Raw genomic sequence first — 11,341 nt, 5'->3', positions numbered from 1 at the left:
GTGCGCTTCGACGGGCGCGATGTCCGCAGCGAGGCCGGACACCACGACCGCACGCGGCCCGTTGACCGCCGCAATGTCGACATCCGGGAACGCCGCGCGGACCTCGTCCTCGGACGCCTGCACCGCCAGCATCGCCCCGCCAGCAGGTAGCGCCTGCATGAGACGGCCCCGAGCGGACACCAGCGTGGCAGCGTCGGCCAAGGTCAACACCCCGGCCGCATAGGCAGCGGCGATCTCACCGATGGAATGACCGGCCACCACATCCGGGTGCAGGCCCCACGACCGCACCAAGGCGAGGAGAGCGACCTCCAGGGCGAAGATCGCCGGTTGGGCCCAGCCGGTCTGCTCCACCTGCGGCTCCGCGGGCAGGTCCAACAGTGCCGCGACCTCGTCGTAAGCGGCGGCGTAGACCGGGAACGCGTCGTAGAGACCGCGCCCCATGTCCAGACGCTGCGAACCCTGGCCGGTGAAGACGATCGCGAGGTGGCCCTCGGCCGCCGTGCCCCGGACCGTGGTGTCGCCCAGCAGCACCGCGCGGTGCTCGTGGACCGGCCGGGTCACCAGGGCAGCGGCCACGTCGAGGGGGTCGGCGGCGACAGCGCGGATCCGGTGGATCAGGGCATCGAGGGAGGTCTCCGAGCGGGCGGTGACCACCAGCGGCATGACGAGCGGAGCGGCCACCGTGCGGGCCGGCTCGGTGGGGGCCGCGGGGGCCTGTTCGAGGATGACGTGCGCGTTGGTGCCGCTGATGCCGAACGACGACACCGCGGCCCGGCGCGGACGGCCGGTCTGCGGCCAGGCCCGGGCCGACGTGAGCAGCTCGACGGCACCGGCGGACCAGTCCACCTGCGGGGTCGGCTCGTCCACGTGCAGCGTGCCGGGCAGCTCGGCGTGGGTGAGCGCGAGGATGGTCTTGATGACGCCGCCGACGCCGGCCGCGGCCTGCGCGTGGCCGAGGTTGGACTTCAGCGAACCCAGCAGCAGCGGCCGTTCCCGCTGCTGGCCGTACGTGGCCAGCAAGGCCTGCGCCTCGATCGGGTCGCCGAGCCGGGTGCCGGTGCCGTGCGCCTCCACCGCGTCCACGTCGGCGGGGGTCAGGCCGGACGCGGCCAGCGCCTGCAGGATGACCCGCTGCTGGGCGCCGCCGTTAGGCGCGGTCAGCCCGTTCGAGGCGCCGTCGGAGTTGACGGCGCTGCCGCGCAGCACGGCCAGGACCGGGTGGCCGAGGCGCTGGGCGTCGGAGAGGCGTTCCAGCAGCAGCAGGCCGGCGCCCTCGGACCAGCCGGTGCCGTCGGCCGCCGCGGCGAACGACTTGCACCGGCCGTCGGCGGCGAGCCCGCCCTGCTTGGTGAACTCGCCGTAGGAGTCCGGGGTCGACATGACGGCCACCCCGCCGGCGAGCGCGACCGAGCACTCGCGGCTGCGCAGCGCGCGGGCGGCCAGGTGCAGCGCGACCAGCGACGACGAGCAGGCGGTGTCGATGGTGACCGCCGGACCCTCGAAGCCGAAGGTGTAGGCGAGCCGGCCGGAGAGCACGGCCGGGGCAGTGCCGGTGAGCAGGTGGCCGAGCACACCCTCGGGCATGTCCTCGACGTACGAGCTGTAGCCCATGTAGCTGCCGCCGACGAAGACCCCGGCCTGGGTGCCGCGCAGCGTGGCCGGGTCGATGCGGGCCCGTTCGAAGGTCTCCCAGGCGACCTCGAGCAGGACACGCTGCTGCGGGTCCATGGCCAACGCCTCGCGGGGGCTGATCCCGAAGAAGGCCGGGTCGAAGTCACCGGCGTCGTAGAGGAAACCACCGGCGTACGCGTCGAGGCCCGGGGCGCCGGGCTCGTACCAGGTCTCCCAGCCGCGGTCGCCGGGCAGCGCGGAGATCGCGTCGCGGCCCTCGGTGACCAGCCGCCACAGGTCCTCCGGCGAGGCCACCCCGCCGGGGAACCGGCAGCTCATCGCGACGACGGCGATCGGCTCCTGCTCGGCGGACTCCCGCTCGGCGAGCCGCCCACGGGTCTGTGTCAGCTCGGCGGTCACCAACTTGAGGTAGTCGCGGAGGGTTTCCTCGGTCGCCATAACGCTCCACCTCTGCGGATCACCGGGTACGCCGTACCGATCGACGCCCGCCGCCTGCCGCGGCGGGCGATCCAGCGGCCGAGGCTCAGGCTAGGGACGCCCGATCGAGGCCGGGCACCCCTAGCGCTCCCCTAGCACCGGGACCGGTCAAGCCCGTCCGAGCTGGGAATCAATGAACTTGAGCAGCTCGTCGTCGGAGTCGTCCGCCGGGGCCGGGGACACCGGCACCGGGGCCGGGATCGCGCCGCCGTCCAGCGCGGACAGCAGCGTCCGCAGCTTGATCCGCAGCTTGGTGGCGGTGATGGTGTCCGGAGTGCCGCCGGCGAGCCGGCGCTCCAGGTCGTCGACGTCGTCGAGCACCGACCGGGTACCGCCGGGCACCAGCTGCACCCGCAGGTGCGCCGCCAGGGCGGCCGGCGTGGGGTGGTCGAAGACCAGCGTCGCGGGCAGGCGCAGCCCGGTCGCCGCGTTGACCCGGTTGCGCAGCTCCACGGCGGTGACCGAGTCGAAGCCGATGTCCCGGAAGGCCCGCTCCGGCGTGATCTTCTCGGTCCGTTCGAAGCCGAGCACGGCCGCGACGTGCTCGCGCAGCAGGTCGACCAGTTCCCGGTCGGCGTCGCCCTCCGGCAGCTCGGCGAGCCGGGAGCGCAGCGCGCCGGCGGCGTCCCCGGCCGGTTCGGCGAGCGCGTCGCGCACCGCGCCGCCGAAACCCGGGCCGCCATCGCCGGGCCGGTCCGTTCGACGGGTGGCGGCCTCCAGCTCGCTGAGCAACAGGCCGGGGCGGGCGATGCCGAACGCCGGCAGGAAACGAGCCCAGTCGACGTCGGCGGCCACCAGCGCCGGGTGCGCCGTCGCCAGCTCGGCCACGGCACGGCCCGGGTCGAGCGGGCGGATGCCCAGCCGCAGCAGCGAACCGTCGGCGGCGGGCGCGGCGGCGATGCCACCGCCCGCCCACGGGGACCACGCGATCGAGGTGGCGGGCCGGCCCTGGGCGCGGCGCCAGGCAGCAAACGCGTCGAGGAAGGCGTCGGCCGCGGCGTACCCGGGGTGGCGCGCGGTCCCCCAGGTCCCGGCGACCGAGGTCAGCACGAGGAACGCGTCCAGGTCCGGCAGCAGCTCGTCGAGCAGGACCGCACCGGTGACGCGGGCACCTGTCACCGCGGCGATCCCGGCCGGTGTCAGGTCTGCCAGCGGGGTGTTCTCGGTGACGCCGGCCGCGTGCACCACCGCGGTGACGTCGTCCGGCAGCCCGGCGACCAGGGCCCGGACCTGGTCACTATCGGTCAGGTCGGCGGCGATCACGGTGACCTGGGCGCCGGATGCGGTGAGCTCGTCGCGCAGCGCCCGCAGGGCCGGGCTGTCGGCGGCCCGGCGGCCGGTCAGCACGATCCCGGTCGCGCCGTTGCGGGCCGCCCAACGGGCGGCGTGGCCGCCGAGCCAGCCGGTGCCGCCGGTGACCAGGACGGTGCCGCGCGGGCGCCAGCCGCCGGAGCCGGCCGCTGGAGCGGGTCGCAGCCGCCGCACCCAGGCCTGCCCGGCCCGCAGGGCCACCTGGTCCTCGCCGCCGGGGGCGCTCAGCAGCGCGGCGAGGCCGTCCGCCGAGCCGGTCGGCACGTCGATCAGGCCGCCCCAGCTGCGGGGGTGTTCCAGCGCGGCGACCCGGCCGAGACCCCAGAACTGGGCCTGCCCGGGATGGTGCACTGGTTCGCCGCCGGCCTCGACCGCGCCGCTGGTGAGCGCCCAGAGCGGCGTGTCCCGGCCGGCCAGGGCGCGGAGCAGATCGACGGTGCCGGCCAGACCACCGGTGACGGCGTGCTGGTCGGTGTGCGGGCTCTCGTCGAGGGCCAGCAGCGAGACGACCCCGGCGAGGCCGTCCGGCAGCTCACCGTCCGGGCCGAGGGTGGTCACGGTCGCGCCGGCTGCCGTCAGCTGTTTCTCGACGGCCGCTGCCATCTCACCGGCGGCGGGCGGGGTGACGATCAGCCAGTGGCCGGTGAGCTGGGGATCGTCGGCCAGGGGCATCGGGGACCAGGCGACGGTCTGGCGCAGGGTGGCCGCCGGGTCGGGCAGCTCCTCGCCGGCGTCGCTGGGTGAGAGCCAGTAGCGGCGGTGTTGGAAGGGGTAGGTCGGCGCGTCCGGCAGCCGCCGGCCGCCGGTGAGCCACCGGGTCCAGTCGACCTCCACGCCCTGCACCCAGGCCTGGGCCAGCGCGCGGATCTGCGCGGCCGGGCCGTCCTCGCCGCGGCGCAGCGTCGACCACACCCCGGCGCCGGGGGCGTTCTGTTCCAGCGGCAGGGTCAGCACCGGATGCCCGGACACTTCGGCGAACAGCCGGAACCCCGATGCGGCAAGTGCCGCAACGACCGGGGCGAGCCGGACCGGTTCCCGCAGGTTGGACCACCAGTAGCCGGCATCGACCGGTTCTGTGACCAGCCCGGTGGTGACCGTGGAGTACCACGGGATCTGCGGCGTGGTGCCGCGCATGTCGCCAAGCGCGGTGAGCATGTCGGCGCGCACCGGGTCGACATGCGGGGAGTGCGAGGCGTAGCCGACCTCGACCAGCCGGGCGCGGACGCCCTGCTCCTCCGCCCACGGTACGAACGCCTCGACCGCGGCCCGCTCCCCCGCCACCACGACCATGGCCGGCGAGTTGACCGCGGCGACGCTCAGCCCGGCCCAGCGCGGCTGGGTGAGCCAGTCGGCGACCTCATCCGGGCCGGCGCCGATCGACGCCATGCCGCCGGTGCCGTCCAGGTCGACGAGCGCGCGGGACCGGGCGGCGACCACCCGGGCGCCGTCGTCGAGGGAGATGGCGCCGGCCACCACGGCGGCGACGACCTCACCCTGCGAGTGCCCGACCACGGCCGCGGGGGTGACGCCGTACGACTGCCACCAGGCGGTGAGTGCGACGCCGACCGCCCAGAGCACCGGCTGGACGATCTCGACCCGGGTCAGCCAGTCGCCGTCGGAGCGCAGCGTCTCCTCCACCGAGAAGCCGACCAGTGGCAGCAGCGCCGCGTCGCACTCGCGCAGCCGGGTGGTGAAGGCCGCCGAGTCGAGCAGGCCTGCGGTCATGTGCAGCCACTGGCCGCCCTGTCCCGGGTAGACGAAGACGACGTCGGAGCCGAGGACCGTGCCGGTGACCGGTGCCGCCCCGGTCGCGGCCGCGGCCAGGCCTTCGGCGTCCCAGGCCACCGCGCGCTCGGTGAGCCCGGCGCGGGCGGCGAGGGTGACGGCGAGGTCGAGCGGTGCCGCACCGCCGGCCAGGACGTCGCGCATCGTCGCGGCCTGCGCCACCAGGCCGGCGGCATCGGCGGCGGCCAGCAACAGCGGCACCGGCCCGCTCTGCTCGGCGGGTGACGGCTCAGTCGTGTCCGGTTCGGCGGGTGCCTGTTCGACGATCACGTGGGAGTTGGTGCCGCTGACCCCGAAGGCGGACACGCCGGCCCGGCGCGGGCGGCCGGTCTCGGGCCAGGGCCGGGCCTCGGCGAGCAGGGCGACACCGCCGAGCTCCCACTCCACGTGCGGCGAGGGCCGGTCCACGTGCAGGGTGGCCGGCAGGATCCCGTGCCGCAGCGCGAGCACCGTTTTGATCAGCCCGGCCATGCCGGCCGCGGCCTGGGTGTGCCCGAGGTTCGACTTGACCGAGCCGAGCCAGAGCGGTTCACCGGTGCGGCCCGCGCCGTACGTGGCCAGCAGCGCGTTCGCCTCGATCGGGTCGCCGAGGGTGGTGCCGGTGCCGTGCGCCTCGACCGCGTCGATGTCGCCCGGGTCCAGGCGGGCGTTCGCGAGGGCCTGGCGGATCACCTTCTGCTGCGCGGTGCCGCTCGGCGCGGTCAGCCCGTTGGAGGCGCCGTCCTGGTTGACCGCGCTGCCGCGGATCACCGCGAGCACCGGGCGGCCCGCCGCGCGGGCATCGGAGAGCCGCTCGGCGACCAGGACGCCGACGCCCTCGCCCCAGCCGGTGCCGTCGGCCGCGGCGGCGAACGACTTGCACCGGCCGTCGCCGGCCAGGCCGCCCTTGCGGCTGAACTCGACGAACGGGCCGGGTGTCGACATCACCGTGACGCCGCCGACCAGGGCCAGGTCGCATTCGCCCTGGCGCAGGGCCTGAGCGGCCAGGTGCAGGGCCACCAGCGACGAGGAGCAGCCGGTGTCGACGGTCATCGCCGGTCCCTCGAGGCCGAAGACGTAGGAGACCCGGCCGGAGAGCACGCTGGCCGCGTTGCCGGTGCCGAGGTGCCCCTCCAGCTCGCTGGGGAACACGCCCATCGACCACAGGTAGTCCGAGCCGTTGGTGCCGGCGTACATGCCGGTGCGGCTGCCGCGCAGGCCGAGCGGGTCGAGACCGGCGCGTTCCAGGGCCTCCCAGGAGCATTCCAGCAGCAGGCGCTGCTGCGGGTCCATCGCGACGGCCTCGCGCGGGGTGATGCCGAACAGCCGGGCGTCGAATCCGGCGACGTCGTCGAGGAAGCCGCCCTCGCTGGTGTAGGTGGTGCCGCGTACCGAGGAGTCCGCGTTGACCAGGTCACCGAGGTACCAGCCGCGGTCGGTGGGGAACGGTGACATCGCGTCGACGCCGTCGGTCACCAGCCGCCACAGGTCGTCGGGTGTCGTGACACCGCCGGGGAAGCGGCAGCTCATCGCGGTGATGGCGATCGGTTCGTCGAGCGCGGCCACGCTGGCCACCGCGACACCGGGCTGGGTGGCAACGGTGGTGCCGGCGACCCGGGCGAGCAGGTGCGCGGCGAGGGCGGCGGCGTTCGGATGGTCGAACACGACGGTGGCCGGCAGCGGCAGCCGGGTCTCGGCCCGCAGCCGGTTGCGCAGGTCGACCGCGGTGAGCGAGTCGAAGCCCAGGTCGCGGAACGGCCGCCGGGGCGCGATCTCGTCGCCGCCGGCGTGGCCCAGCACGGCGGCCGCGCTGGAGCGGACGAACTCCAGTACGACGCGCTGCTGCTCGGCCGGGGGCAGTCCGGCCAGCCGGGCGCCGAGTCCGCTGGCCCCGGTGGGGTCCGCCTCGGGGTCGGCGGAACGGGTGAGCGCCTCGCGGACCGCCGGAATGTCCCCGATCAGCGGCCGGGGGCGGAGCGCGGTGAACAGCTCGGTGAAGCGCGGCCAGTCGACGTCGATGACGCAGACCGTGGTGTCGTCCTCGGCGACCGCCCGGCTGAGCGCCTCGATCGCCAGCGGCGGCGGCATCGCGATCACGCCGCGGCGGCGCAGGTCCGCGCCCACCTCGGCGGAAGCCATCCCGGCGTCGGCCCAGGTGCCCCAGGCGATCGCGGTCATCCGGGCGCCGCGGGCGCGGCGCTGCTCGGCGAGTGCGTCGAGGGCGGCGTTGGCGGCCGCGTACGCGGCGTGCGAGTGGCTGCCCCAGACGCCGGAAAGCGAGGAGAACGTGACGAACGCGTCCACGTCGCCGACCAGCTCGTCCAGGTGCAGGGCACCGGCGACCTTGCTCGCGAGCAGGTCGTCGAGCAGGTCCACCCCGGTGTCGCCGAACGGCACGTTGGCGCCGGTCCCGGCGGCGTGCACCACGGCGTCGACCGGGCCGACCCCGGCCAGCAGCGCCGCGACCGCGGCCCGGTCGCTCAGGTCGCAGGCGGTGATCGCCACGGTGGTGCCGGCCGCGGTCAGCTCGTCGTGCAGGTCCGCGGCGCCGGGGGCGTCCGGGCCGCGCCGGCTGGTCAGCACGAGGCGTTCGGCGCCGTTGGCGGCGGCCCAGCGGGCGACCCGGGAGCCGAGCGCGCCGGTGCCGCCGGTGATCAGGACGGTGCCACGGGGCCGCCAGGGCGGGGTCCGGCGGCGCGCCGGTGCCGGGGTGACGCGGCGCGCGCACAGCCCGGTGTCGCGGATCGCCAGCTGGTCATCCGGGCCGAGGGCGCCGGCCAGCACGGCGGCGAGGGTTTCGCGGGCCCGGTCGTCGAGCTGCTCGGGCAGGTCGATCAGGCTGCCCCACCGGCCCGGCAGCTCCACGCCGGCGATCCGGGCCAGGCCCCAGACCTGCGCCTGGCCGAGGCTCGACGGTGGTCCGCCGACGCCGACGGCGCCGCGGGTGAGCACGTGCACGGGTGCTTCGAGGCCCGCGTCGCCGAGGGCCTGGAACAGCGTCAGGGTGCCGGCCAGACCCCGGCTGACCAGCGGCCGGCCGGGCACCGGGCGGTCGTCGAGGGCCAGCAGCGACACCACCCCGGCATACGGGCCGGTGGGCAGGGCCGCGGCCACGACGGCTCGGTCGGCGGCGCCGTCCAGCACCACGACGTCGACGTCGGCATCGGGGAAGAGCCCGGCCAGGTCGGGGCCGGGGAGGAGACCGTCGAGGTCCGGGCGGATCAGCAGCCAGCGGCCGGTGGGGCTCGCCGGGGCGGGGGCCGGGCGGGCGGCCCAGGTCACCGCGTAGCGCCAGGCGTCGATGGTGGACTCGCGGGTGCGGTGCTCCCGCCAGGAGCTCAGCCGGTCGTGCACCGGCGCGACCACGGCCGGGTCGAGGCCGAGCTCGCCGGCGAACGACGTGGCGCCCGCGTCGACGGCCGCCCAGAACTCCGGGTCGGCACCCCGGTCGCGGCGCTGCTCGTCCGCGGTCAGCCAGTGCCGGCGGCGCTGGAACGGGTACGTCGGCAGCTCCGGCAACCAGCGCACCCCGGCGAACCACGGTGACCAGTCCACGGCGACGCCCCGCGTCCAGGCGTCGCCGAGCGCGCGGATCCGGGCCGCCGGGCCGTCCTCGCCGCGGCGCAACGTCCCCCAGATCCCGGCGTCGGGCGCGCACTGCTCCAGCGCCACGGTGAGCACCGGGTGCCCGGAGACCTCGGCGAACAGCTGGAAGCCGTCGGCGGCGAGCTGCTGGATCACCGGCGCGAAGCGGACCTGCTCGCGCAGGTTGGTCCACCAGTACCCGGCGTCCGGCGCGGTGGTGACGCGCTCACCGGTGACGGTGGAGTACCACGGGATGCGCGGCACCACCCCGCGCACGTCGGTCACGGCGGCGAGGATCTCGTCGCGGACCTGCTCGACCTGCGGCGAGTGCGACGCGTAGCGGACCTCGACGAGCCGGGCGCGGATGTCGCGGCTCTCGGCCCACGGCACGAACGCCTCCAGCCGGTGCCGCGGCCCCGCCACGATGACCTGGGCCGGGCCGTTGACCGCGGCGACCACCAGGTCGGGCCAGTCCTGCGTCAGCCAGGTCTCGACGTCGGCGGCGGGGGCGTTGACCGAGAGCATGCCGCCGTCGCCGGTGAGCCCGGGCAGCACCCGGGAGCGTGCCGCGACCACCCGGGCACCGTCCTCGACGGTGAGCGCGCCGGCCACCACGGCCGCGACGACCTCACCCTGCGAGTGGCCGACCACGGCGGCGGGGGTGACACCGTAGGACTCCCACCAGGCGGTGAGGGCCACGCCGACGGCCCACAGGACCGGCTGCACCACCTCGACGCGGGTCAGCCAGTCGCCGTCGGAGCGCAGTACCTGCTCCACCGAGAACCCGACGTGCGGGCGCAGCGCGGCGTCGCACTCGCGCAGCCGGTCGGCGAACGCCGGTGAGTCCAGCAGCCCGACCGTCATGTGCAGCCACTGGCCGCCCTGGCCGGGGTAGACGAACACGACGTCGGAGGAGTCCAGGGCGCTCGTCGCGGCGTGTCCGGATTCGACCGTGGCGAGGCTGTCGAGGTCCCAGGCCACCGCCCGGTCACTCAGGGCGGCGCGACGGGTCAGGGTGGCACCGATCGACGGCAGCGGGACTCCGGTCGCGGCGATTGTTCGTACCATCGCGGCTTGTGCCTGAAGAGCAGCGGGACCGGCGCCGGACAGCAGCAGCGGGACCGGCGCGGTCGTTTCCGGCGTAGCCGGCTCGAGGACCGGTCCCGGGTCGCCCTGCTCGAGGATGACGTGGGCGTTGGTGCCGCTCATCCCGAACGAGGACACCGCCGAACGGCGCGGGCGGCCCTGCTCGGGCCAGGGCCGGGCCTGGGTGAGCAGCTGCACCGCGCCGGACGACCAGTCGACCTTCGGGGTGGGCGCGTCGACGTGCAGGGTGGCCGGCAGGACAGCGTGGCGCATGGCCTGGACCATTTTGATGATGCCGCCGACACCCGCGGCGGCCTGGGTGTGCCCGATGTTCGACTTGAGCGAGCCGAGCCACAGCGGCCCGTCGGCGCGGTCCTGGCCATACGTCGCGAGCAGCGCCTGCGCCTCGATCGGGTCACCCAGCGTGGTGCCGGTGCCGTGCGCCTCGACCGCGTCGACCTCCGCGGTGGTGAGCCCGGCGTCGGCCAGCGCCGCCCGGATGACCCGCCGTTGCGATGGGCCGTTCGGGGCGGTCAGCCCGTTGGAGGCGCCGTCGGAGTTGACGGCGGTGCCGCGCACCACGGCCAGCACCGGGCGGCCCGCCGAGCGCGCCGAGGAGAGCCGCTCGACCAGCAGCACGCCGGCACCCTCACCCCAGCCGGTGCCGTCGGCGCCGGCCGCGAACGACTTGCACCGGCCGTCGGCGGCCAGGCCTCGCTGCCGGGAGAACTCCAGGAAGGTGCCCGGCGTCGCCATCACCAGCACCCCCGCGACCAGGGCCTGGTCGATGTCGCCGGACCGCAGCGCCTGTACGGCTAGGTGCAGCGCGACCAGCGACGACGAGCACGCGGTGTCGACGGTGACCGCGGGGCCCTCGAGGCCGAACGTGTAGGCGAGCCGGCCGGAGAGCACGCTGGCGGCGTTACCGGTGCCGAGGTGGCCCTCCAGCTCGCCGGGGTGGTCGCCGAGCAGGCCGAGGTAGTCCTGGTCGTTGCTGCCGGTGAACACGCCGGTGCGGTCGCCGCGGCGGCCGAGCGGGTCCAGCCCGGCGCGTTCGTACGCCTCCCAGGCGCACTCCAGCAGCAGCCGCTGTTGCGGGTCCATGGCGCGGGCCTCGCGCGGGCTGATGCCGAACAGCGACGCGTCGAAGTCACCGGCGTCGTGCAGGAACCCGCCGGCCCGCGCGTACGAGGTGCCGGCGGCGTCCGGGTCGTCGCTGAACAGCCCGGTCAGGTCCCAGCCGCGGTCGGCCGGGAAGTCACCGACGGCGTCGCGGCCGTCGGCGACCAGCCGCCACAGGTCGTCGGGGCCGCGCACATCGCCGGGATAGCGGCAGGCCATCCCGACCACCGCGATCGGCTCGGCGGCCCGCGCGTCGGCCTCGCGCTGCTGCCGGCGCAGCCGGTCGATCTCCTTCAGCGAGTTGCGCAGGGCGTCGACGAGCTTCGGGTCCGGCTGGGTCATGGAGTTCTCCGCTCAGGACAGC

The 11,341-nt window shown here is 75.7% G+C and carries 2 protein-coding genes; both read right to left on the bottom strand.

What is annotated here, in order from left to right; genetic code table 11:
• The coding region (locus Apa02nite_RS48645; RefSeq protein WP_203831217.1) for a type I polyketide synthase at positions 1 to 2,070 on the bottom strand (2,070 nt) is incomplete at its 3' end.
• A 147-nt stretch (positions 2,071 to 2,217) separates the two neighbouring features.
• Complete coding sequence (locus Apa02nite_RS48640; RefSeq protein WP_203831216.1) at positions 2,218 to 11,319, bottom strand: type I polyketide synthase; 9,102 nt, start codon at positions 11,317 to 11,319, stop codon at positions 2,218 to 2,220.
• Positions 11,320 to 11,341: the final 22 nt, after the last annotated feature.

This window comes from Actinoplanes palleronii (assembly GCF_016862315.1).
In the GTDB taxonomy this organism is placed as follows: domain Bacteria; phylum Actinomycetota; class Actinomycetes; order Mycobacteriales; family Micromonosporaceae; genus Actinoplanes; species Actinoplanes palleronii.
This window is presented reverse-complemented; position numbering and strand designations above follow the sequence as displayed.

Bases quoted from the DNA above. Each gene is read 5' to 3' on its own strand.
- Apa02nite_RS48640 (WP_203831216.1), bottom strand. From the start codon at position 11,319: ATGACCCAGCCGGACCCGAAGCTCGTCGACGCCCTGCGCAACTCGCTG.